At 72.4% G+C, this 22,086-nt stretch carries 20 protein-coding genes and 1 pseudogene; 8 read left to right on the plus strand and 13 right to left on the minus strand.

What is annotated here, in order from left to right; genetic code table 11:
- Positions 1-207 precede the first annotated feature (207 nt).
- Complete coding sequence (locus tag IG90_RS0136045) at positions 208-1,506, plus strand: DUF6986 family protein (RefSeq protein WP_030594453.1); 1,299 nt, start codon at positions 208-210, stop codon at positions 1,504-1,506.
- A 137-nt stretch (positions 1,507-1,643) separates the two neighbouring features.
- On the opposite strand, the gene IG90_RS40980 is transcribed toward IG90_RS0136045, so the two are convergent.
- Together IG90_RS40980 and IG90_RS0136055 are read right to left on the minus strand one after the other, a co-directional pair.
- Positions 1,644-2,504 (minus strand): RICIN domain-containing protein, encoded by an 861-nt coding sequence (locus tag IG90_RS40980; RefSeq protein ID WP_157846302.1) that lies wholly within the window; start codon positions 2,502-2,504, stop codon positions 1,644-1,646.
- 311 nt (positions 2,505-2,815) lie between these two features.
- Complete coding sequence (locus tag IG90_RS0136055; RefSeq protein ID WP_030594459.1) at positions 2,816-3,376, minus strand: CGNR zinc finger domain-containing protein; 561 nt, start codon at positions 3,374-3,376, stop codon at positions 2,816-2,818.
- A 102-nt stretch (positions 3,377-3,478) separates the two neighbouring features.
- On the opposite strand from IG90_RS0136055, the pseudogene IG90_RS40150 reads away from it, so the two are divergent.
- Positions 3,479-4,311 (plus strand): annotated as a pseudogene (locus tag IG90_RS40150) (alpha/beta fold hydrolase).
- A gap of 79 nt (positions 4,312-4,390) precedes the next feature.
- Here the strand turns inward: IG90_RS40150 and IG90_RS0136065 are convergent.
- Positions 4,391-5,419 (minus strand): LacI family DNA-binding transcriptional regulator, encoded by a 1,029-nt coding sequence (locus tag IG90_RS0136065; RefSeq protein WP_030594462.1) that lies wholly within the window; start codon positions 5,417-5,419, stop codon positions 4,391-4,393.
- A 206-nt stretch (positions 5,420-5,625) separates the two neighbouring features.
- On the opposite strand from IG90_RS0136065, the gene IG90_RS0136070 reads away from it, so the two are divergent.
- A complete protein-coding gene (locus tag IG90_RS0136070; RefSeq protein WP_030594464.1) occupies positions 5,626-6,555 on the plus strand; it encodes an ROK family protein in 930 nt (309 codons plus the stop codon).
- A gap of 218 nt (positions 6,556-6,773) precedes the next feature.
- Positions 6,774-7,811, plus strand: coding sequence for an NUDIX hydrolase (locus IG90_RS0136075; RefSeq protein WP_030594466.1), 1,038 nt, complete (start codon positions 6,774-6,776; stop codon positions 7,809-7,811).
- A 42-nt stretch (positions 7,812-7,853) separates the two neighbouring features.
- Here IG90_RS0136075 and IG90_RS0136080 read toward each other — a convergent pair whose 3' ends face one another.
- The gene (locus tag IG90_RS0136080; RefSeq protein WP_030594469.1) at positions 7,854-8,540 is read right to left on the minus strand and encodes an MBL fold metallo-hydrolase; all 687 of its coding nucleotides are present in this window, start codon (positions 8,538-8,540) and stop codon (positions 7,854-7,856) included.
- Positions 8,541-8,650: 110 nt separating this feature from the next.
- Positions 8,651-10,015: a dipeptidase gene (locus tag IG90_RS0136085; RefSeq protein WP_030594471.1), complete on the minus strand. Its 1,365-nt coding sequence runs from the start codon at positions 10,013-10,015 to the stop codon at positions 8,651-8,653.
- Positions 10,016-10,212: 197 nt separating this feature from the next.
- Between IG90_RS0136085 and IG90_RS0136090 the strand changes: the two genes are divergently transcribed.
- Positions 10,213-11,427, plus strand: a complete 1,215-nt coding sequence (locus tag IG90_RS0136090) for a geranylgeranyl reductase family protein (RefSeq protein WP_030594473.1) — start codon at positions 10,213-10,215, stop codon at positions 11,425-11,427.
- A 428-nt stretch (positions 11,428-11,855) separates the two neighbouring features.
- Here the strand turns inward: IG90_RS0136090 and IG90_RS0136095 are convergent, their stop codons facing one another.
- Positions 11,856-12,311: a nitroreductase/quinone reductase family protein gene (locus IG90_RS0136095; RefSeq protein ID WP_030594477.1), complete on the minus strand. Its 456-nt coding sequence runs from the start codon at positions 12,309-12,311 to the stop codon at positions 11,856-11,858.
- A 127-nt stretch (positions 12,312-12,438) separates the two neighbouring features.
- Here IG90_RS0136095 and IG90_RS0136100 point away from each other — a divergent pair, with 127 nt between their 5' ends.
- Positions 12,439-13,140: a TetR/AcrR family transcriptional regulator gene (locus IG90_RS0136100; RefSeq protein WP_033894989.1), complete on the plus strand. Its 702-nt coding sequence runs from the start codon at positions 12,439-12,441 to the stop codon at positions 13,138-13,140.
- A 166-nt stretch (positions 13,141-13,306) separates the two neighbouring features.
- Here IG90_RS0136100 and IG90_RS0136105 read toward each other — a convergent pair whose 3' ends face one another.
- The 3 genes from IG90_RS0136105 to IG90_RS0136115 all read right to left on the minus strand — a co-directional run bounded on the left by IG90_RS0136105 (position 13,307) and on the right by IG90_RS0136115 (position 15,702).
- Positions 13,307-14,062 carry a maleylpyruvate isomerase family mycothiol-dependent enzyme gene (locus tag IG90_RS0136105; RefSeq protein WP_030594484.1) on the minus strand — a complete coding sequence of 252 codons (756 nt, stop codon included), beginning with the start codon at positions 14,060-14,062 and terminating at the stop codon, positions 13,307-13,309.
- 42 nt (positions 14,063-14,104) lie between these two features.
- Positions 14,105-14,470 (minus strand): SCO4225 family membrane protein, encoded by a 366-nt coding sequence (locus tag IG90_RS0136110; RefSeq protein ID WP_030594488.1) that lies wholly within the window; start codon positions 14,468-14,470, stop codon positions 14,105-14,107.
- 101 nt (positions 14,471-14,571) lie between these two features.
- Positions 14,572-15,702, minus strand: a complete 1,131-nt coding sequence (locus IG90_RS0136115) for an MFS transporter (protein ID WP_030594490.1) — start codon at positions 15,700-15,702, stop codon at positions 14,572-14,574.
- Positions 15,703-15,942: 240 nt separating this feature from the next.
- Between IG90_RS0136115 and IG90_RS0136120 the strand changes: the two genes are divergently transcribed.
- Entirely contained in the window at positions 15,943-17,157 is a 1,215-nt protein-coding gene (locus IG90_RS0136120) for an ROK family protein (RefSeq protein WP_030594493.1), read from the plus strand.
- Between the two features lie 166 nt (positions 17,158-17,323).
- On the opposite strand, the gene IG90_RS0136125 is transcribed toward IG90_RS0136120, so the two are convergent.
- Positions 17,324-17,842, minus strand: a complete 519-nt coding sequence (locus IG90_RS0136125; protein ID WP_030594496.1) for an ATP-binding protein — start codon at positions 17,840-17,842, stop codon at positions 17,324-17,326.
- A gap of 257 nt (positions 17,843-18,099) precedes the next feature.
- Positions 18,100-18,417, minus strand: coding sequence for a hypothetical protein (locus IG90_RS0136130; protein ID WP_030594499.1), 318 nt, complete (start codon positions 18,415-18,417; stop codon positions 18,100-18,102).
- A 233-nt stretch (positions 18,418-18,650) separates the two neighbouring features.
- Here IG90_RS0136130 and cds1 point away from each other — a divergent pair, with 233 nt between their 5' ends.
- On the plus strand, positions 18,651-19,784 hold the full coding sequence (gene cds1 / locus IG90_RS0136135) for an L-cysteine desulfhydrase Cds1 (protein WP_030594502.1): 1,134 nt from the start codon (positions 18,651-18,653) through the stop codon (positions 19,782-19,784).
- Positions 19,785-19,803: 19 nt separating this feature from the next.
- On the opposite strand, the gene IG90_RS0136140 is transcribed toward cds1, so the two are convergent.
- Both IG90_RS0136140 and IG90_RS0136145 read right to left on the minus strand, forming a co-directional pair.
- Positions 19,804-20,283 (minus strand): SRPBCC family protein, encoded by a 480-nt coding sequence (locus IG90_RS0136140; protein WP_030594504.1) that lies wholly within the window; start codon positions 20,281-20,283, stop codon positions 19,804-19,806.
- A gap of 85 nt (positions 20,284-20,368) precedes the next feature.
- Complete coding sequence (locus IG90_RS0136145; RefSeq protein ID WP_233435952.1) at positions 20,369-21,964, minus strand: SDR family oxidoreductase; 1,596 nt, start codon at positions 21,962-21,964, stop codon at positions 20,369-20,371.
- Positions 21,965-22,086: the final 122 nt, after the last annotated feature.

Below are 22,086 nucleotides of genomic sequence, written 5' to 3' on the forward strand. Positions count from 1 at the left end.
CGTCGTCCCCCAGCTCACCGAAGAGATCAACAACCGCAAGGGCTGACCCCCGGCGAACAGACCCGCCCTGGGCCGCACGGTGAACCCACCGTGCGGCCCAGGGTCGTTCCGGGCGACCATTGACGCAGGTCGAGTGGCCTTATAACTTCACTATACGGATTGTTGATTCCAGGAAGCGGAAACAACGAGAGCGTGGAGGGTACGGTCATGGGTCAGCAGGAGAAGGTGGCAACGAGCCTCGCCGGTGCGGTCAGCGAGGAGATCAGTGCCTCCCTCACGGCGGTCGACGCGGAACTAGCCCGCCGCTACCCAGGTGATCCCGGCACCCGCCAGCCCGTGCACACCGTCTACGTACCCGGTGACGTCTACGAGCCCGGCACGCTGCGCTCCTGGGGCGACCAGGCGCTGGCCGCCCTCGACGAACACGCCCCCGACGCCGCCTCGTTCGCGGCCGTCCTCGGTATCCCCGCGGAACTGGCCGGGCCGGTCCACGACCGCGTACGCGCCAAGCTGGAGCGCGAGCCCGTCGAGGACCTGCGCATCGACTTCGAGGACGGCTACGGCCCCCGCCCGGACGCCGAGGAGGACGAGGCCGCCGCCCGCGCCGCCCGGCTGGTCTTCGAGGCGTACGCGAACGGCACGGCGGCTCCGTACATGGGCATCCGGATGAAGTGCATGGAAGCCGGTGTACGCGACCGGGGCATCCGCACCACTGACGTCTTCCTCAGCGGGCTGATGGCGGCCGGCGGGCTCCCCGAAGGGCTCGTGCTGACCCTGCCGAAGGTCACGTACCCCGAGCAGGTCACCGCCTTCGTCCAGCTTCTCGAAGCCTTCGAGGAGGCCCACGGTCTGGACGCCGGGCGCATCGGCTTCGAGATCCAGATCGAGACCAGCCAGTCGATCCTCGCCGCCGACGGGACCGCCGCCGTCGCCCGCATGATCGACGCGGCGCAGGGCCGGGCGACCGGCCTGCACTACGGCACCTTCGACTACAGCGCCTGCGTCGGCGTCAGCGCCGCCTACCAGGCCGGCGACCACCCGGCCGCCGACCACGCCAAGGCCGTCATGCAGGTCGCCGCCGCCGGCACCGGCGTACGCGTCTCCGACGGTTCCACCAACGTCCTTCCCGTCGGCCCGGCCTCCCAGGTCCACGAGGCCTGGCGGCTCCACTACGGCCTCACCCGCCGCGCTCTGGCCCGCGCCTACTACCAGGGCTGGGACATGCACCCCGGTCACCTGCCGACGCGGTACGCGGCCGTCTACACCTTCTACCGCGAGGGTCTGGAGCCCGCCGCCGCCCGGCTCGCCGCGTACGTCGCCAAGGCCGGCGGTGACGTCATGGACGAGCCCGCCACCGCCAAGGCCCTCAGCGGCTACCTGCTGCGCGGCATCGACTGCGGCGCGCTGGACACCGCCGAGGTCGCCCGGCTGACCGGCCTGACCCGCGTGGACCTGGACGCCTTCGCCTCGCCGCGCCGGGGAGACCTGACGGTCACCGCTCCGTAAGGCGCTTCCCCGGAGCGCCCGCACGACCCGGCCGTCGCCCCTGTCGGTGATGCGGGGCGTCGAACGCCGTCCCGGTCGGACCTCTGGTCGCCGTCCCCGCGCCCGGAAGCGGCGCGGGGGCGGCGACCACGGTCAGGTCAGGCGAGGGCGAACCGCTTCCAGGCCTGGGCGCCGGTGCCGTTGCACTCGTGGATCTGTACCCGGACCCCGTTGGCGAAGTCCGCGTAGGGCACGTCGAGGCACTTGCCGGACCGGGGATTGGTGAAGGCGTCCGGGGTGGGCTCGTCGTAGTGCCACTGCTGGGCGCCGGTGCCGTTGCACGTGTAGATCTGCACCTTGGTGCCGTTGGCGATTCCCGCCTCGGCCACGTCCAGGCACTTGCCGGAGTTCGGGTTCACCAAGGTGCCCGCGGGCGTGACCTGCCAGATCTGGCCCGGAGAGCCGTTGCAGTCCCACAACTGCACCGGCGTGGCGTTCTCCTTGCCCGCGCCGCTCACATCCAGGCAGTGCGCGCCACCGTCGGGGCTGTAGGTGGACCGGGCGGGCGTGGCCTCCGGCCCGGTCACGGAGAACGTGCACCACGCGGACCAGGCGGACGGGCCGGCGGGGCCCTCGGCGCGGATCCGCCACTGGTAGTCGCCCGGACTGAAGGTGCTGGTGGGGAGTTGGATGTCCCACCCGTGGCCGAGCGGCCCCGTGCTGACCGGGAGGGTCCGGAACGGCTGTTCGCCCAGGCGCGCGAGTTCCAGCGTCCCGCCCAGGTCGGGCCGGGGGTCCAGGCCCTTGACCGAGGCGGCGAACAGTGCTCCGAACGTGTTGGTCGTGCTGAACGCAGGCTGGGACTGACCACCACAGAGCTGGAAGCCCGCGTAGGGGCCGTCGGAGATCCGCAAGGTCTCCGGCACATCGGCCGTCGGGGCCGCCGACGCGGTGGCGGGAACGCCAAGGAAGGTGGCCAGGCCCAGGGCCGCCGTGGCCACGGAACGTATGCCTCTCATGCTTACTCCGTCGAAAGATCGAATATTCGGCTGATGAGAAGAGTGCACATCGTGGAACACCCGTGTGTCTGCGGTGGTGGCGCCCCGTAAGAATTCCGTCATCTCTACGGATCAGCCGCGCGGCCGATCCGTGGAGATGACGGAACGGCCGCGTGGCGAGGAGGCCGACAGGCCCGGTATGCGTGACGAGTTCCGGTCCGCTCGCAGCGTCTGCCTGCCATCAGTCGCATCCCGACGCTGCCTGGCGGGGACCGCCGTTCCGTTCGAAACCGCCGGGAGCATCAGTCCCCGGACGGGCCCCCGTCCGGAAGTCAGGCCGGTCCTCGGGCTTCCCGGCGTGCGGTCGCGCCGCCACGGGCGCGGTAGGCGCGCATCTTGTGCCGTGCGCCGCACACGTCCATGTCACACCAGAGGCCGTTCGACGACGGCGCCCGGTCGTAGAAGATCCAGCGGCACTCCGGGGCCGCGCAGGCCTTGAGGCGGTGGGCGTGACGCCCGGTCAGGCCGTGGATCAGGAGGGCCTCGAGCACCGGGCGGACCACCTCCGCCACCGCCCCGCCGGAGGCCGGCCGGAGGGTGAGCGTGCCGTCGGGGCTTACGGCCGGAGCGCCCGCGACCGAGGCGACGAGCCGGTTGAGGGCGTCGACCGCCTCCGGCGAGGTCCGGTCCACCAGGAAGGCCCGCAGGGTCTCCCGCGCCTCCGCGAGCGACGCCAGCTCTCCGGGATCGACCGGCGCCGGGAAGCCGTGCGCACCGAGCCATCGGGCCGCCGTCTCCGGCCGGGCCAGGTCGTCCTCGTCGTGGAGGTGGGTGGCCGTGTTGCAGAACTCCTCGACGAGTGCGAGCTCCGCGGGTGCAGGGTTCCTTCGCATGATCACTACTTTATCAAGGTTACCGACAATCGTTCTTTGCTGGTAACGTCGAGGAGTACCGGCGGGGCCGGCCCCTCCCACCCGCACCTCAGGAGGCACGCCATGAACGGGAATCTGACCAGGACGTTCGATACTCCGGACGGAGCGGTGCGCTGGGACGTGCTGGGGGAGGGGGAGCCGGTCGTCCTGCTGCACGGCACCCCGTTCTCCTCGCTCCTGTGGCGCGACATCGCACCGGCGCTCGCCCGCGACCACCGCGTCCACCTCTGGGACCTGCTCGGGTTCGGGCAGTCGGAACAGCGCGACGGGCAGGACGTCGGCCCGGCGGCGCAGGCGAAGGTGTTCACCCGGCTCCTGGAGCACTGGGGGCTGGAGCGCCCGCGCGTGATCGCCCATGACATCGGCGGGGCCGTGGCCCTGCGGGCGCTGCTCCTGGAGGGTGCGCGGTACGCGGACCTCACCCTGGTTGACGCGGTGGCCTGCGGGGACTGGGGGACCGGGCTCTCCGGCTGATCAGGGAGAACGCCCACATCTTCGAGCAGCTCCCCGGTTACGCCCACGAGGCGCTGGTCGAGAGTCATCTGCGCCACGCCACCCACACCGGCCACCGGCCGGACGTGCTGGCCGCCCATGTCGATCCGTGGCGCGGCGAGCGCGGCCGGGCCGCGTACTACCGCCAGTACCGGCAGGCCGAGCAGGCTGCCACCGACGAGTTCCAGCACCTGCTGGGGACCGTGCCGGTGCCGACCCGGATCATCTGGGGGCGCGAGGACCGGTTCCTGCCGCCGTCCTTCGCCGAGCAGCTGCACGCACTGATCCCGCACTCCGAGCTGCACTGGATCGAGGGCGCGGGCCACACGGTGCAGGAGGACGCTCCCGCGCGACTGCTGGACCTGCTGACCCGGGAGTTCCGCTTGGTCGGCACCGGAGGCTGACGGATCCCGGGGCTCGCGGGGCGGGCGGCGCCCGGGTCCTCGTACGGGAGGGGCCTCGGGCAGGCGGCCCCGACGGGCCTCAGGCGGGGGGCAGTTCGCCCGAACCGCGAGGGATCAGCGTCGTCGGCAGCTCCACCCGAGCCGTGGCGTGGTCCGCCCCGTCGAGGCGGCGGAAGAGATGTTCGGCGGCGGTCCGGCCGACCGCCGCCGCGTCCTGCGAGATCACGGTGATGCCGAGCAGGTCGGCCAGCTCGATGTCGTCGAACCCCACCAGCGCCACCGGCCGCTCCCGCTCCGCGATCACCCGGACCGCCGTCACCGTCACCCGGTTGTTGCCCGCGAACAGGGCGGTGACCGGTTCGGGTCCGCCGAGCATCTCCTCGGCGGCGGCCCGCACCCGCTCCGGCTCGGTGGAGCCGAGGGAGACCCAGCCGTCCTCGACGGTGATGCCCGCGTCCGCCATGGCGGCGTGATAGCCGCGCAGTCGCTCGGTGGCCGTGTGAATCCGCGGCTGGTCGCCGATGAAGCCGATCCTGCGGTGGCCGTGCGCGATGAGGTGCGCCACGCCCTCCCTGGCTCCGCCGAAGCTGTCGGAGAGCACCATGTCGACGTCCACATGGCCCGCCGGGCGGTCCACGAAGACCGTCGCGATGCCCGCCTTGATCTCCGGCTCCAGATAGCGGTGGTCGTCGCCCGCCGGGATCACGATCAGGCCGTCCACGCGGCGCGCGCACAGCGCCAGCACCAACTCCTGCTCCCGCTCCGGATCCTCGGCGCTGGAACCGTTGATCAGCAGCGCCCCGTGCGCGCGGGCGACCTCCTCCACCGCACGGCTCAGCGGACCGTAGAACGGGTCCGCCAGATCCTCCAGGACCAGTCCGATGGATGCCGTGCGGCCCTTGCGCAGCACACGGGCGCTGTCGTTGCGGCGGAATCCGAGCGCGTCGATCGCCTCCTGCACGCGGCGCTCGGTGTCGGGCGTTACACCGGGCTCGCTGTTCACCACCCGGGAGACCGTCTTCAGGCCGACTCCGGCGCGGGCCGCCACGTCCTTCATGGTCGGCCGGTTGCCGTAGCGGGTCTCGGAATGACGGGTGGTCCGGTCCACGTGCGCTGTCCTGTCGTCGGATACGGGCGGGGCTGCGGTGCTCCGGCCGGGTCCGAGCGGGGCCGAGTAGGGCGCCGCGGGGGTGGTCGGAGGCTGTGGCGTCGAGCATAGGTCCTGGACAACGTTGTCAACAGAATGGAGACTGTGCAGACTGTGGACGGAACCCGCAGGTCCCGCCCCTTCACCGATCCGGAGAGCCCACACCGATGCATACCGACCTCGTCGCCGCGCTCGACATCGGCGGCACCAAGATCGCCGGCGCGTTGGTGGACGGAGACGGGTCCCTCCTCGTACGGGCGCAGCGGCCGACGCCCGCGCGGGAGGGCGCCGAGGCGGTCATGGGGGCCGTGGACGAGGTACTGGGCGAGCTGATGGCCTCGCCGCTGTGGGGCCGCGCCGGCTCCGTGGGCATCGGCAGCGCCGGTCCTGTGGACGCCGCCGCCGGTACGGTCAGCCCGGTCAACGTCCCCGGCTGGCGGGACTTTCCGCTGGTGGAGCGGGTGCACAAGACGGCGGGCGGACTGTCGGTCGCGCTGGTCGGCGACGGGGTCGCGATGACGGCCGCCGAGCACTGGCTCGGTGCGGCCCGCGGTTACGACAACGCGCTCTGCCTCGTCGTGTCGACGGGCGTCGGCGGCGGCCTGGTCCTCGGTGGCACCCTGCGGCCCGGCCCCTCGGGCAACGCCGGGCACATCGGCCACATCAGCGTCGACCTGGACGGCGACCCGTGCCCCTGCGGTGCGCGCGGCTGTGTCGAAGGCATCGCCAGCGGCCCCAACATCGCCCGCCGCGCCCTGGCGAACGGCTGGCGGCCCGGCCCGGACGGCGACGCGACGGCCGCCGCGGTGGCCGTCGCCGCCCGCGCCGGGGACCCGGTCGCCATCGCCTCCTACGAGCGAGCGGCCCAGGCGCTGGCCGCCGGCATCGCCGCCACCGCCACCCTGGCCGACCTCGACATCGCGGTGGTCGGCGGGGGCGTGGCCGGGGCCGGCGACGTGCTGTTCGTGCCGCTGCGCCGCAGCCTGCGCGAGTACGCCACGCTCTCCTACCTCCGACGGCTGACGGTGGCGCCCGCCGTGATGGGCACCGACGCGGGTCTGGTCGGGGCCGCGGCCGCGGCCATCGCGCTGCGCTAGAGACTGTCGTCAACAGCTTCCGGGGAAGCGCCCGGTCCGTCAGGCCGGGCGCCCCCTGGGCCACCCCTCGCGCATCCTGTCCGACCCCCCATCGCGGCCTCATGCACGGCCCCCGATCGCGCCAGATGACCGCATCCGGCCAACGCCGTCGCCGCCGCGGGGTTTCCGCGGCAGGGTGTTGCGGGCAAGCCACAGGGGGCTACGGAAGAGGGGGAACCGTGATCGTCTGGATCAACGGTGCGTTCAGTGCGGGCAAGACCAGCGCCGCGGGCGAACTGATCGATCTGATCCCGAACAGCACGCTGTACGACCCGGAGGTCACCGGCGCGGGGCTGCGCGGTCTGCTGCCGCAGAAGAGGCTCGCCGAGGTCACCGACTACCAGGACCTGCCGATCTGGCGGCGGCTCGTGGTGGACACGGCGGCAGCGTTGCTCGCCGAGGTGCCCGGGGTGCTGGTGGTGCCGATGACGCTGCTGCGACAGGAGTACCGCGACGAGATCTTCGGAGGGCTCGCCTCCCGGCGCATCGCCGTCCGGCATGTGGCGCTCTCACCTGAGGAAACGATCCTGCGCAGCCGGATCGCGGCCCGTGAGGAGTTTCCCGGCGACGAGGAACAGAGCGAGCGGGTGCGCCGGTGGGCGTACGAGCACATCGGGCCGTACCGTGACGCCCTCGGCTGGATCACCGAGGACGCCCATGTGGTCGACAACAGCGCTCTCACACCCCGTGAGACCGCCGAGCGGATCGCGGACGCCGTGCGCACCGGGAGGGCCGCGCCGTGCCCGATCGTCCAGAGCCCCGATCCGACCGCCGAGACGGTGGCCGCCGGGGTGCTGCTCTTCGACGAACAGGACCGGGTGCTGCTCGTCGACCCCACGTACAAACCGGGGTGGGAGTTCCCCGGCGGGGTCGTGGAGGCGGGCGAGGCACCCGCCCAGGCGGGGATCCGTGAGGTCGCCGAGGAGATAGGGCTCCGCCTCGACCGGGTCCCCACCCTGCTGCTCGTCGACTGGGAGTCGCCCGCACCGCCCGGCTACGGCGGACTGCGCTTCCTCTTCGACGGCGGCCTGGTGCGCTCCGAGGACGCCGGCCGGATGCTGCTGCCCGGCTCCGAGCTGCGCGGCTGGCGCTTCGTCACCGAGGAGGAGGCCGCGGGGATGCTGCCGCCCACCCGGTACGAGCGGCTGCGCTGGGCCCTGCGGGCACGCGAGCGGTCGACGGTGCTCAACCTGGAGGCGGGGGTGCCGGTGGGCTGAGCGGCGCGCCCGGCTTCACGGCCGGCCTCCACACGGACGCCCTCACGCGCCGTTCGCCGCCGTCTCCATCACCGCGGCCGCGTCCTCGGTGAGCGGGTCGCCATGGCCGAAGCAGACGGTACGCGGCCCGAGTGCGGCCAGCCGCCGGAACGTGGCCGCCGCCTCGGCGCGGTCCACGTTGAGCACGCCGAGCATCACCCTCTCTACGCAGGCGACGGTGTCACCGGTGAACAGCACGCCGTGACGCGGCAGATGGAGCGCGATGGAGCCCGGTGTGTGACCGGGGGCGTGGACCACTCGCGCGCCGTCCCCGAACGGCAGCACCTCGCCGCCGGTCACCTCGCGGTCGACCCGGGTGGGCGGGGCGTCGGGGCACGTCAGCCCGTGCTCCCACAGCGGCAGTTCCCACTCCAGCAGGTCCGGCTCCGGTACGGGGCGTTCGCCCCGTACCACCGGGGCGTCCAGCGCGTGGGCGATGATCTCGGCGCCGTGCCGGTCCGCCAGCTCCTGCGCGGCCCCGTAATGGTCGCGGTGGCCGTGGGTGAGGACGATGCGGCGGATCCGGGCCGGGGCGCGGCCGAGCGTGCGGATCGCGTCCTCGATCGCCGCGGCCGACTCGATGTCGCCCGCGTCGATCAGGGTCAGGTCCGTCCCGTCGCGCCAGAGATAGGCCTGACCGATCCGGAAGCGGAACATATGCAACTGGGGGAGCACCTCGACGAGATCCATGCGGCGAACGTACGCAGCGGCGGACGTCCGCCGCACGGATCTACGCTGCGGGCGACTTCGCCGAGGGCGAAGGGCGCCCCGGGGCTCCTCGAAGGCAGCCGTGGGCGGGGTCAGACCTTCTTCGACTCCGCGTAGTTCCGCAGGAACAGCGCCTCGGCGACCGACATCCGCTCCAGCTCCTCGGGCGACACGCTCTCGTTCACCGCGTGGATCTGCGCCTCGGGCTCGCTCAGCCCGATCAGCAGGATCTCCGCTTCCGGGTAGAGACCCGCGAGCGTGTTGCACAGCGGGATGGAACCGCCCATGCCGGAGGACTGCATCTCCTGGCCCGGGTAGGCGTCCCGCATCGCGTCCGCCATCGCCGTGTACGCCGGGCTGGTCATGTCCGCGCGGAACGGCTGGCCCTGGCCCACCTGTTCCACCCGCACCCGCGCACCCCACGGAGCACGCGACTCCAGGTGTGCGGTGAGGAGCTTCGTCGCCTCGGCCGCGTCGTGGCCCGGCGGCACCCGCAGGCTGATCTGCGCCCGCGCGCTCGCCTGCACGGACGGGGTCGCGCCGACCACCGGCGGGCAGTCGATGCCGATGACGGTGACGGCGGGACGGGCCCAGATCCGGTCCGCGACCGTGCCCGTGCCGATCAGCTCCACCCCGTCGAGCACCTTGGCGTCCTGACGGAACTCCGCCTCCGGGTACTGGAGGCCGTCCCAGCCGGCGTCGCCGGTCAGACCGTCGATCGTGGTCGTCCCGTCCTCGGCGCGCAGCGAGGCCAGCAACTGGATCATCGCGGCCAGCGCGTCCGGGGCCGCGCCGCCGAACTGCCCCGAGTGCAGGTTCCCCTCAAGGGTGTCCAGCCGCACACGCAGCATCGTCATCCCCCGCAGCGTCGCCGTGACCGTCGGCAGCCCGACCCGGAAGTTCCCCGTGTCGCCGATGACGATCGTGTCGGCCGCCAGCAGCTCCGGGTGCGCCTCCGCGTACCGCTCCAGACCACCGGTGCCCTGCTCCTCGGAACCCTCGGCGATCACCTTCACCGAGACCGGGACGCCGCCGTTCGCCTTGAGGGCGCGCAGCGCGAGCAGGTGCATGATGAACCCGCCCTTGCAGTCGGCCGCGCCCCGCCCGAACCAGCGACCGTCGCGCTCGGTGAGCTCGAACGGCGGGGAGATCCACGCAGACTCGTCCAGCGGCGGCTGCACGTCGTAGTGCGCGTAGAGCAGCACGGTCGGCGCACCGGCCGGCCCCGGCAGGAACCCGTAGACGGACTGCGTGCCGTCGGGGGTGTCCAGCAGCGCGACGTCCGTGAACTCCTCGGCGCGCAGCGCGTCGGCCACCCAGTTCGCCGCGCCCTCGCACTCGCTCCTCGGGAACACCGCCGGGTCCGCCACCGACTGGAACGCCACCAGTTCGGCCAGCTCCTCCCGGGCGCGGGGCATCAACGAGGCGACGGTCTCGGAAATCGGACGGGCGGTCATGGGCACGCTCCTCGTGGGTGCGACGTTATGGGTAGGGCGCGGTGTGTACGCGACCGTGCACGACGCCGTCTGTGTGCGGCGACGTATGTACGACGGAATCAAGGCCGATCCTCCCACAGGAGGGCTCGGCCGGAACGCGCCGTAGGATGCCGTGAGCAGCTTGGGGCCACTGGTCGGATCAGGAGCAGAAGCACATCGTGAGCAGCGAGAACGCAGACGCCGGACATGAGCCGGAAGAGTCGTCCGTGTGGGACGTCGTCGTGGTCGGCGCCGGACCGGCCGGCGCATCGGCGGCGTACGCGGCAGCCGTGGCGGGCCGGAGGGTCCTGCTGCTGGAGAAAGCGGAACTGCCGCGCTACAAGACCTGCGGCGGGGGAATCATCGGCTTCTCGCGGGACTCCCTGCCGCCCGGGTTCGAACTGCCGCTGAAGGACCGCATCCACGCGGTCACCTTCTCGCTCAACGGCAAGTTGTCCCGCACCCGCCGCTCCCGGCGCATGCTCTTCGGGCTCATCAACCGCCCGGAGTTCGACGCCGGTCTTGTGGAGGAGGCGCAGAAGGCCGGGGCCGAACTGCGCACCGGGGCATCGGTGGTGCGGGTCGAGCAGCACGGTCCCGCCGTGCCCGACCGGCGAACGGTCGCCGTGGTGCTGGCCGGTGGCGAGACGGTGCTCGCCCGGGCGGTCGTCGGCGCGGACGGCAGTGCGGGCCGGATAGGAGCCCATGTCGGGGTGAAGCTCGACCAGGTCGACCTCGGCCTGGAGGCGGAGATCCCGGTTCCGGCCACCGTCGCCGAGGACTGGGCGGGCCGGGTGCTCATCGACTGGGGCCCGATGCCGGGAAGTTACGGCTGGGTCTTCCCCAAGGGGGACACCCTCACCGTGGGCGTCATCTCGGCGCGCGGCGACGGCGCCGGCACCAAGCGGTATCTGGAGGACTTCATCGCCCGCCTCGGCCTCGCCGGGTTCGAGCCGGCCGTCTCCTCGGGCCATCTGACCCGCTGCCGCAGCGACGACTCGCCGCTCTCCCGCGGTCGGGTCGTGGTCTGCGGGGACGCGGCCGGACTGCTGGAGCCGTGGACCCGCGAAGGCATCTCCTTCGCGCTGCGGTCGGGCCGGCTCGCGGGGGAGTGGGCGGTCAGGATCGCGGAGTCGCACGATGCGGTGGACGCCCGCCGTCAGGCCCTCAACTACGCCTTCGCCATCAAGGCGGGCCTCGGCGTGGAGATGGGCGTCGGCCGCCGCATGCTCAAGCTGTTCGAACGCCGCCCGGGAGTGCTGCACGCGGTGCTGACCGGCTTCCGCCCGGCGTGGAAGGCGTTCGCCGGGGTCACCCGGGGGACGACGTCGCTGGCCGAGCTGGTCCGTACGCACCCGCTGGCGCAGCGGGCGCTGTCCGCGATGGACCGCTAGGGCGTGTTTCGAAAGGAGCGCCGTCCGCCCGGAGGGCGGGCTCGGCCGCGTCTGGTGCGTGCGATCGCAAGGCGGAGGGTCGCCCCGATACTGAATGTATCGGGGTGATCCCGACAACGCGGCGAGCGTGCGTGCCAGACGTCGCCGAGCAGGCGGGACTTTCGAAACACGCCCTGGTGCGGTGACAGGCGGCGTTCGCCCCGTCGCGACGCCCGGCACGCACGCTCGCCGCACCGGCCGAAATCCCAGGTACGTCCGGTACGAGGGCTTCCGGCAGGCACACCGGGAGCACGCACCGGACGCCACTCCTTGACGGGCGAACGTCGCCTGCCACGGCACCGGACACGCACATCACGACCGCACTTGTCGGGGTGCCGCATCCGTCCTGCCGGGCGGATGCGGCACCCCGAGCCCGTTCCGGGCACGGCTCAGGCCTCGACGGTGATGCGGAAGACCGGGTGGTCCGGGCAGGCAGCCAGCAGCTCGGCGTCCGTGGACTTCGCCGTGATCCCCTGGAAGTACTGGTTGACCTCCCAGCCCCACCGCACCAGATAGGCGCGGACGATCCGCGCCTTCTGCGCGTCGTCGGCGATCTCCACGGCGGTGAAGCGGCTGACCTTGCGCCCCAGCCGCAGCTCTCCGCCGCCCGCGACGCGCATGTTGCGCACCCACTGCGAGTGGCCCCGGGCCGAGACCAGGTACCGGTCGCCCTCGAAGGCGTGGGTGTTGACCGGGACGCGCTGCATCTGCCCGCTCCTGCGCCCGCGCACCGACAGCTCGGCGGAGCCCATCAGACTGAGGCCGTGCCGGGCCAGCCAGCCGACGACCTTGTTGAGGCGGTTGGCGGAGGCGCTCGCCCGGAGGTAGTAGGTGTGCTGCGGCATGGTGACTCCCGGAATATTGTGAGAGCAGTGCTCTCGCTTGAGATCAGTGTGCACGGGGGCCCGTTCAGAAGCAAGAGCGCTGCTCTCGTTCTTGGTCGGTGCTCCGTTCGCATGGCAGACTGATCGCATGAGCACCGTCCGAGGGGCCAGGGAACGCGCCCGTATCGAAGTGACCGCGGCAATCAAGGACGAGGCCAGGAAGCAGCTCGCCGAGGAGGGCGCGGCGAAGCTCTCGCTACGGGCCGTCGCCCGGGAGCTGGGCATGGTCTCCTCCGCGCTCTACCGCTACTTTCCCAGCCGCGACGACCTGCTCACCGCCTTGATCGTCGACGCGTTCGACGCGATCGGCGAGGTCGCGGAAGGGGCGGCGGAGCGGGCCGCGACCGTTCCGCCCGTCGATCGCTGGGTCGCCGTCGCCTGTGCCGTACGGGAGTGGGGGCTCGCCCACCCGCATGAGTACGCCCTGATCTACGGCTCGCCCGTTCCCGGCTACAGCGCCCCGATGGACACGGTGGGGCCCGCGTCGCGGGTGGGCCTGGTCTTCATCGACATCGTCCGTGCCGCGTTCCTGGCCGACGCCCTCGACATGCCTCCGCTCGCCCCCGGCCTGCGCGCCGACGCGGAGCGGATGGCCGCCGGGTTCGCCCAGGAGGTACCTCCGGCGGCAGTGGCGGCCCTGGTCGCCGCCTGGGCCCAGCTGTTCGGGCTGATCTCCTTCGAGCTGTTCGGCCAGTTCAACCGGGTCGTCGAGGCGCGAGAGCCGCTGTTCCGGCAGGCCGCGGCGGAACTGGCCCGCTCGGTGGGTCTGCGCGGCGTCGCTACGGCCTGACCGGCGCGGCGCCGCCCTTCCCGGCGGCGTACTCACACCGGGAGCACGCACCGGACGCCACTCCTCGACGGGCAGACGCCGCCTGCCACGGCACTGGCGCACCAAGGTGTGGGGCCCGCCGGACATATGTCCGGCGGGCCCCACACCTTTCTCGTCGCCCCGGCACTCACCCGGTGACCGCGGAGTTGTCCGTCCAGAGCCGGGCCACCGAGCGGTCGCCGCGCAGGGTGAGGGCGGTGAGCGGCAGCCTGTTCCAGAGGGTGAGGTAGAGCCCTTCGGCCGTACCGCTCAGCTCGCAGTCGACGCCGTCACCCCGGTCTGCCCCGGCGGCCGACCGTACGGTCTGCGGCGGGTCCTGGGAGATCCGTACTGTCCAGGACGCCTCCGTGTCCACGGCACGCACCCGCAGCGTGCGGGGCTTCTTGGAGCGGACCTTGCTCTTGGGCCGGGCGTGGAATCCGGTGAGGAGTTCATCGATGCCGTCGACCGCCCGGTCCGCGGGCACCGGGGTCAGCGGACCGCCGAGCGCCGATTCGGCGTCCACGCGGTGCACCGTCGTCTCGTTGAGCTGACGGCGGGACCAGAACGCCAGGGGCGAGGGGGCCGGCAGGAAGGTCCAGCAGTCCAGGTCGACGGGCGCTTCCTCCAGAGCCCGGACCAGATGACGATGGCCCTCGCGGAACCAGGCCAGGAGTTCGGCGCCGTCGAGCGCGGGTTCACCGCCGTCGGGCCGGTAGGTCGTATGCCCCTCGGTGATGAACGCCGCCGCCCATCGGTGCACCATGCCGGTGTGCCGCAGCAGATGGCGTATCTGCCAGCCGGGGCAGGTCGGAACGGATGCCCCCGATCCGGCCCGCTCGGCGGCGGCCGCTAGCAGCCGCCCTTCCTCGGACAGCGACGCGATGTGCTCGGCGATCTGCATGGCGGTGATTGTGCCAGGGCCCCGCCGGCCGCCCTCCGGGTGTCAGACGCCCTGCGGGTGCGCGGATCCGGTCGATCCGGCCCGGCGCACCAGGCGGACGAACCACCCCAGGGCCAGCGACTGGACGAGGACCGAGAACACCAGGCCGAGCACCAGGAACCACGCGGGCCCGCCCGCCTCGGCGCCCGCCAGGGAGCTGCCGAAGAAGAACAGGACGATGGTCGGGGCCGCGAGGAGGAACAGCCAGACGCCGGAGAACGAGGCGTCCTCGTGGGCGACGAACAGGGTGTCCACGGCGACGAAGAGCGTCGTCGCGAGCACCAGCCCGAGGTAGACCAGGGAAGCAGGGTTGCGGAAGGTCAGCCGGACCAGGGTGTTCAGGTGCGCGTTGCCGGTCAGCCGCTTCATCGTGTGCTCCCTTGCTTCTTGCTCGGTCGAGGGTTCCATCGTGCGCCGGGGGAGCGGGCGTCGCCTGAGTACGGCTACTCAATCGACCGGGTGTGCGGTGATCAGCTGTGCGCGTCCGACGTGGCGTTGCGGGCCCCGTACCCGAGGGTGGCCGCCGCCGCGGCCAGCAGGGCGACCGTCGTCAGGGCCAGCGGCAGCGAGAACCAGTCGGCGAGGAAGCCGATCGCGGGCGGGCCGAGCAGCATCCCGCCGTAGCCCAGTGTCGAGGCCGCGGCGACCCCGCTCGGCCCCGCGAGTTCGCCTGCGCGCCCCACCGCGACGGGGAAGATGTTGGCGAGTCCAAGGCCGGTGACCGCGAACCCGGCCAGTGCCAGCCAGGTGGTCGGCGCCAGCGAGCCCAGCAGCATCCCGGCCGCGGCCGTCGCGCCGCCGAGGACGAGGGTGCGGGTCTGCCCGAGCCGTTCCAGGAGTATGGTTCCGGTCAGCCGGCCCGCTGTCATCGTCAGGGCGAACAGCGCGTATCCGGCGGCGGCGAGCCCGGGGTGTGCGTCCAGGTCCTGCTCCAGGTGCAGTGCGCCCCAGTCGGCGAGGGCCCCTTCCCCGTACGCCGTGCACAGGGCGATCACGCCGAAGAGCACGACGATCCGACGGGCCCGGGGCGACAGCCGCTGTTTCGGCTGCTGCGGGTCGACGGCCTCCGGGGCGGCGGGAGGCGGGCGGTGGCGCATCAGGGAAGGGCCGGCGAACGCGGTGACGAGCAGACCGATCCCGGCCAGCAGGAAGAGGTGGGTGGACGCGGAGAGTCCCCCCGCGACCAGCCCGCCGAGCCCGGCGCCGACCATGCCGCCCAGGCTGAACGCCGCGTGGAAGCTGGGCATCACGGGTCGGCGCAGTGCGGCGACCAGGTCGACGGCGGCGCTGTTCATCGCCACGTTCATCCCGCCGTACGCCGCGCCGAACACCAGCAGCACGAGACCGAGGGAGAGCGGCGAACGTGTCTGGGCGGGCAGGGCGATGCTCAGGGGAAGCAGGACGCCGCAGACCACGGTGACGGCATGACTGCCATGACGGCGGCAGAGCCGACCGGTGAGCATCATGGTGATCACCGCACCGGCGGAGACGCCGAGCAGGGCGAGGCCGAGGGTGGAGGCCGAGGCGCCGGTCTGCTGCTTGATGGCCGGGATGCGGACCACCCAGCCGGCGAAGAGGAACCCGTCGAGGGCGAAGAACACGGTCAGCGCGGTACGGAGGCGGGCCGACGCGGGTGGGGCGGTGTCTCCGCCAGATCCCCCCGGTAGGGCCGTCCGCAGTTTGTTTAGTAGCGGCACAAACTCAGCATAGGGGCGCTCCGGAGGCGGACGCAACACTGCTGCGCACCGGACGTTCCGGGGGGTGCGGCCTTGGCCGGAACGGGATCCCCGGACCGGCCCTGGGCGTCCGGGGCGCCTCCGGATCATGGGAGACTCGCCCCCATGAACGGCAAGGCGACCACCACCCGGACGAAGTTGGAGAGGGGCCGCAGTGCGCTCGGGCCCGCACTGGAGCTGGTCCACACCGGACGCGCCCCCACCCGGGCCGTGCTCACCTCCGAACTCGGCGTCACCCGCGCCACCGCCGGGGCGGTCGCCGCGGAACTGGAGGCGCTCGGGCTGATCCGGGTCGACTCCAGCCCCGGGTCGGCGGCCGGATCCCAGGGCCGCCCCTCGCACCGGCTGTCCGTCCTGGAGACCGGTCCCGTCGTCCTCGCCGCCCAGGTGCACGCCGACGGCTTCCGGGCCGCGCTCGTCGGGCTCGGCGGCCGGATCGTCGCCACCTCGCCGGGCTGTGTCGCGGTGATGGCCGACCCGGCCCAGGTCCTCGGCGAGGTCGTGGAGGCGGGGGCGGGGCTGCTGCGCGAGAGCGGGCTGCGCTGCGTGGGGGCCGGGCTCGCAGTGCCGTCGGCGGTCGCCGAGCCGGAGGGGACGGCCCTCAACCCGCTCCACATCGCCTGGCCCGCCGGCTCCCCGGTCCGGGACATCTTCGCCGCCTGCGTCCGCGAAGCGGGCATCACCGGACCCGCGTTCACCGGCAACGACGTCAACCTCACCGCGCTGGCCGAGCACCGGCACGGCGCGGGGCGTGGTGCCCAGCACCTGCTGTGCGTGGCCACCGGTCACCGGGGCGTCGGCGGCGCGCTCGTGCTCGACGGCCGCCTGCACAGCGGTAGTTCGGGCCTCGCGCTGGAGGTGGGCCATCTCACCGTGAACCCCGAGGGGCGGCCCTGCCACTGCGGCGGGCGCGGCTGTCTCGACGTGGAGACCGACCCGCTCGCCTTCCTCACCACCGCCCGCCGCGAACCGGGCCCCGAGGAGTCCCTCCTCAAGCAGGCCGGGAACCTGCTCCGCGCGGAGTACGGCGACCCCGCCGTGCGGCACGCCGCCGAGGCGCTGATCGACCGCCTGGGTCTCGGGCTCGCCGGGCTGGTCAACATCCTCAACCCCGACCGCATCATCCTCGGCGGGCTCCACCGCGACCTGCTGGAGGCGGACCCGGAACGGCTGCGCGCCGTCGTCGCCGACCGGAGCCTGTGGGGGCGCAGCGGCAGTGTGCCGATCCTGCCGTGCACCCTGGCATACAACAGCCTGGTGGGCGCTGCCGAACTGGCCTGGCAGCCGGTCCTCGACGACCCCCTCGCCGCGCTGACGTGAAGCCCGCGTCGCCCCGAAGCCCGCGTCGGCGTGAAGCCCACGTCGGTGTGAAGCCCGCGTCGGCCGAAGCCCGATCGGCCCCGCCGCCTACGCGCCGTTCACCACCACTGCCGCCCCGTCGGACGACGGCCCTCCTCGCGGCCCTGTCCGGCCCAGCCCTGCCCGGTCAGCCGACGACGGCCGACCGGGCGGGCAGGGCCGCGATGTCGTCGGGGGTGATGGTCACGGCCCCGAACGGCCCGTCGGTCATCGACCCGTACACCGCGAGCGGTGGCAGGGTCGAGGTGCCACTGGCCGCGGGCAGGGTGAACCAGACGGCCTTCCCGGCCGAGCCGATCGGCCGCACGCCCCAGCTCTCGCTGACGGCGGCGATCAGGGCCAGGCCCCGGCCCGACGTGGCGAACGAGTCCGCCTCGTTCACCGTGGGCAGGCGCGGGTCGTGGTCGTGGACGGAGATCGTCAGACGGTCGAGCAGCAGCTCGATGTCGACGGTGCATGACTTGTCCGGCTGTGCGTGCCGGTGAACGTTGGTGAGAAGCTCGGTGACGCCCAGGGCCGCCTGGTCGATCAGAGGATCGAGATGCCAGTAGCGCAGTTGCGCCGAGATGATTCTGCGGACCTGACCGATCCGCGACGGCAGGGCCTGGAGCTCCACCGTGCAGTGCCTGCTTGGCTCGCTGATCACGGCTGCGACTCCCCGAAATAGGTCCGGAAGAAGAGAAGAGATACGAACGGAGCCGGCGGACGACTGACTGCCGGATCCGCTCTGCTCCTGTCGTGTCTGCTCGTGTCGCGCGACCCGGTCCGTGGAGCGGATCGCTCTGTCACCGAGGGTGCACCTTCAGTGACGTGGATCCAGCGTGGCTCAGGGGATGCGGCTCCGCAACTCGCGGGGGAGCCCGACGGCCCGGGGAACCGGCCCGCCGTGTCCGTACCGGTCGGTCAGTCCCGGCGGCCCCGGGCGCTGCGAAGCGTCTCCAGGAAACGCCGTAGTGGAGCCGCACCGTCCCGTCTGCGGCTGCGCTGCCCCATCGTCAACCGGTAGCGCACCCCGTTCACCCGGGCGATGACGGAATCCGTCGCGATGAACCACCACTTGCGTGTGCTGACCGTGCCCACCGGGGCGCTGTCGATCTCCCGCCCGTTGCTCGTGAGCAGGGACAGCCGGCCGTCCTTGACGACCACCTGACCAGCTCTGGTCAGCGATCTGGTGAAGCGTTCGATCCTGACCCCCGACGCACTGAACTCGACGTCCGCCATCGCGGATTCGCCCCCCTTCGTCACCACTCCTGCTGTGCAGTGTGCCCTGGTACGGGCCGGATCGCCAGAGGGCCTGGAGTCCCGTTGCAGGGCCACCCGCACCGCCCTCAGCAGCCACCCCGGGGGTACCGCTCAAAGGCAGCGCTATGGACCATCAAAGTGACCGTTTGTGCAGGTGGGGTGCATATCGTGGAGGTACGAGAACCGGATCGACGACCAACAGGAGCAGGCCCATGGACACCAGTGAGCACGCACACGGGCACGGGGCCACGGCGACCGTGGACGTCGACCGCAGCGACCCGGAGTACCGGGCCTGGCTGAAGGAGGCCGTCCGCAAGGTCCAGGCCGACGCCAACCGCTCCGCCGACACCCACCTGCTGCGCTTCCCGCTGCCCGAGGCGTGGGGCATCGACCTCTACCTCAAGGACGAGTCGACGCACCCCACCGGCAGCCTCAAGCACCGCCTGGCCCGCTCGCTCTTCCTGTACGGGCTCTGCAACGGCTGGATCCGGCCGGGCAAGCCGGTCATCGAGGCGTCCAGCGGTTCGACCGCCGTGTCGGAGGCGTACTTCGCCAAGCTGATCGGCGTCCCGTTCATCGCCGTGATGCCGCGCACCACCAGCCCCGAGAAGTGCCGCCTGATCGAATTCCACGGCGGCCAGTGCCACTTCGTCGACGACTCGCGCACGATGTACGAGCAGTCCGCAGCCCTCGCCGCCGAGACCGGCGGGCACTACATGGACCAGTTCACCTACGCGGAGCGCGCCACCGACTGGCGCGGCAACAACAACATCGCGGAGTCGATCTACCAGCAACTGCGCCTGGAACGCTACCCGGAACCTGCCTGGATCGTCGCCACCGCCGGGACCGGCGGCACCTCGGCGACCGTCGCCCGCTACGTCCACTACCTTCAGCACGACACCCGCATCTGTGTGCCCGACCCGGAGAACTCCTGTTTCTTCGACGGCTGGACCCGCAACGACCCGCTCGCCACCAGCGACCGCGGCTCGCGCATCGAGGGCATCGGCCGCCCACGCATGGAGCCCAGCTTCGTGCCCGGCGCCATCGACCGCATGATGAAGGTGCCCGACGCCGCCAGCGTCGCCGCCGTCCGCGCCCTGGACCGCGCCATCGGCCGCAAGGCGGGCGGCTCCACCGGCACCGGCCTGTGGAGCGCGTTCAAGCTGATCGCCGAGATGGTGGAGCGGGGCGAGCAGGGCAGCGTCGTCACGCTGCTGTGCGACCCCGGCGACCGCTACCTGGACAAGTACTACTCCGATTCGTGGCTGGAGGAACAGGGCCTGGACGTCGCCCCGTACACCGCCGCCATCGACGAGTTCCTCACCACCGGTACCTGGCCCTGCTGAGGCCGGGCTCCGGTGCGTCTCAGGGCGTCCTCGTCGCCAGCCGTGCGTCCAGGCGGCGCACGGCGTCCCGGAAGGACCGGCCCACCCCCGCCCGGGCCAGGCTCAGCACCAGACGGAACAGCCCCGTCCCGTCGGCGGCGAAGGTCCACTGCACCCGGGTCCCGGACCCCTCCGGAGTGAGCCGCCACTCCTCCAACAGGGCCCGCAGGCCCGGCGCGTTGGACTCGTCGGCCCGGTAGGCGTAGCAGCTGTCCGGTTCGGCGGCCACGATCGTCTCGCGGAACCGGACCCCGCCCCGCAGCCGCACCTCACGGCCCGCGCCCGCTTCGGTGGGCGTGGCCCGGGTGACGGCGGTGAACCAGGACGGCCAGGACGCGACGTCCTCGGCGAGCGCGCGGTACACCACGTCCACCGGCGCGGACACCTCGGCGGCGAACACCAGACGTAGCGGCGCGGAGTCGACGAACTCCCGTCCCACGGTACGGAGTCGGCGTGCCATCCCGTGTACCTCCCGGCGGTCTGCGGCGTGTGGGGCCGGGCACACCCCAGGGTGCGTCCGGCCGCACACCATAGCGGCCGTGCCGTCAGTTGTCCGTACCACTGTCGGCCATCGGCGCACGGCGCTTCTCCTCAGCAGCGGCCGCCTCGGCGATGTTGCGCGCCATTCCGCCGAACACCACCGAGTGGAAGGGCCACACGCTCCACCAGTACGCATGACCGGGCAGCCCGCGCGGATGGAACAGGGCACGCTGCCCGTACACCGTCCCGCCCCGCTCGTCGCCGCGCACCGACAGCTCCAGCCAGGCCAGGCCCGGCAGCCGCATCTCGGCCCGCAGCCGCAGCAGTTCGCCCGGCACGATCTCCTCCACCCGCCAGAAGTCCAGTGAGTCGCCCACCCGCAGCCGCTGGGCGTCCCGTCGGCCGCGCCGCAGCCCCACCCCGCCGACGAGCCGGTCAAGCCAGCCGCGCACCGCCCAGGCCAGGGGGAAGGAATACCAGCCGTTCTCCCCGCCGATGCCCTCGATCACCCGCCACAGCGCGTCCGGCCCGACCGGCACGGCCAGCTCCCGCTCGTCGCGGTAGAGGCTGCCGCCCGCCCAGTCCGGGTCGGTGGGCAGCGGGTCGCTCGGCGCGCCGGGCACCGAGGCGTTGGACCAGCGGGTGTCGACCCGCGCCTCCTGGATCCGCTTCAGGGCCAGGCGCAGCGCCCGGTCGAAGCCCATGGAACCGTCCGGCGGATCGGGGACGTACTCCTTGATGTCGTGCTCCCGGCAGACCACCTCGTGGCGCAGCGACTCCGTGAGCGGCCGGGCGATGGAGCTGGGCACCGGTGTGACCAGACCGATCCAGTGGCTGGAGAGCGTCGGGGTGAGCACCGGCACGGGCAGGATCAGCCGCGGCCGCAGCCCAGCCACCCGGGCGTAGCGCTGCATCATGTCCCGGTACGTCATGACGTCCGGGCCGCCGATGTCGAAGGCCCGGTTCACTTCGTCGGGCAGCGTCGCGCACCCCACCAGATACCGGATCACGTCCCGTACGGCCACCGGCTGGATCCGGGTCCGCACCCAGCTCGGGGTGATCATCAGCGGCAGCCGTTCCGTCAGATAGCGCAGCATCTCGAACGAGGCGGACCCCGAACCGATGACGATCGCGGCGCGCAGCACCGCCGTCGGCACCCCGGAGTCCAGCAGGATGTGCCCCACCTCGGCCCGCGAACGCAGATGGGGCGACAGGTCCTTCTCCGGCACCCCGGCGGGGGTCAGCCCACCCAGATACACGATCCGGCGCACCCCGGCCGCCCGCGCCTGTTCCCCGAAGGCCCGGGCGGCATTACGGTCGGTCTCCTCGAAGTCCGCACCGGAACCGAGCGCGTGCACCAGGTAGTACGCCACATCGACGCCCCGCATCGCCTCCGCCAGGGACACGGCGTCGGTGACATCGCCGCGCACCACCTCCACCCGGTCCGCCCAGGGATAGTCGCGCAGCTTCTGCGGCGTCCTGGCCAGGGCGCGTACCCGGTGCCCCGAATCGAGCAGGGCGGGCACCAGCCGGCCGCCGATGTAGCCGGTGGCCCCGGTCACCAGACAGCGCGGACGTGAGCCGTCGGGGCGGTGGCCCCGACCGTCGGGAAGCCTCAGGTCGTCGGAGCCGGCGTCAGAGCCGTCATCAAGATCCGTCACCTGTCCGAGTCTGGCACCGGACGGTACGTCCCACCGGCCGGAGACTCCGTACGGCGGCATCGACGCCATCGGTACGGTGACGCCTCCCCGGTCACGGGGCGGGCTCAGCGCACCGCCGAGAG

Source organism: Streptomyces anulatus, assembly GCF_000721175.1.
Lineage (GTDB): Bacteria > Actinomycetota > Actinomycetes > Streptomycetales > Streptomycetaceae > Streptomyces > Streptomyces anulatus_C.